The sequence below is a fragment of the Gluconobacter sp. P1D12_c genome (assembly GCF_018812105.1).
GTDB classification, from domain to species: domain Bacteria; phylum Pseudomonadota; class Alphaproteobacteria; order Acetobacterales; family Acetobacteraceae; genus Gluconobacter; species Gluconobacter oxydans_A.
The window spans coordinates 1-665 of the sequence record NZ_JACSIQ010000127.1; the positions used below are offsets into that span (position 1 = coordinate 1).

The 665-nt window shown below is 46.5% G+C and carries 1 protein-coding gene; it reads right to left on the reverse strand.

Features of this window, described 5'->3' with window-relative positions:
* On the reverse strand, window positions 1-665 hold a 665-nt coding region (locus tag KP705_RS15915; RefSeq protein WP_215764936.1), incomplete at both ends, for a hypothetical protein.

Sequence of the window (665 nt, forward strand, 5' to 3'; positions counted from 1 at the left end):
GACTCAAGAGTTCCCGCATCCTTAACAATGCACGACATCCTCTCACGAACATCAGCAAGAAAATCCTGCCAGCCGTTCCCCTTCAAATACGGCAGATCAAAGAGGATATTCATATGCATGTTAAGGGTTTCATGATCCTCATTATGAGTGAACTCAGTCCCCCTGAAATACAGATTTGAACCATATTTTTGATTGAGCCAACGGAAGCAATCAGAGAGCTTGCGTGTCCATTTCCTATGCTCCGCCTTGAGGTCATCATATATGCGGACGTTCTCACCGCAGGTGATAACCATGTACCGCAGATACTTCCCCTTATTCGGGAGAATGTTATCAATCCAATAGGTCAGCTCATTCCTCAACTGGCGACGCTCAGCAACAGCAACAGCAGGAATGAACATGATATGCCTAAACTGTTCATCCATCTGCTTAGCTAATCCAGACAGCAAACCCACCTTGAAAAAGGTGCCATCCTGCTTCTTACGCCTAGACGGAATCCCCAGACCTTCAAGCCTGTCAGCAATGCGATCAGATTGAAGCCTTATGGCCTCATCCCTGCCAATGCGTTCAAGATGTTTAAACACATCAACCTTGTTCCCACTGTTGCGACGAAGAAGCTCATAAAAACCTATCCGAGAATATGACTCACACCCATTCTCAGACGGTCC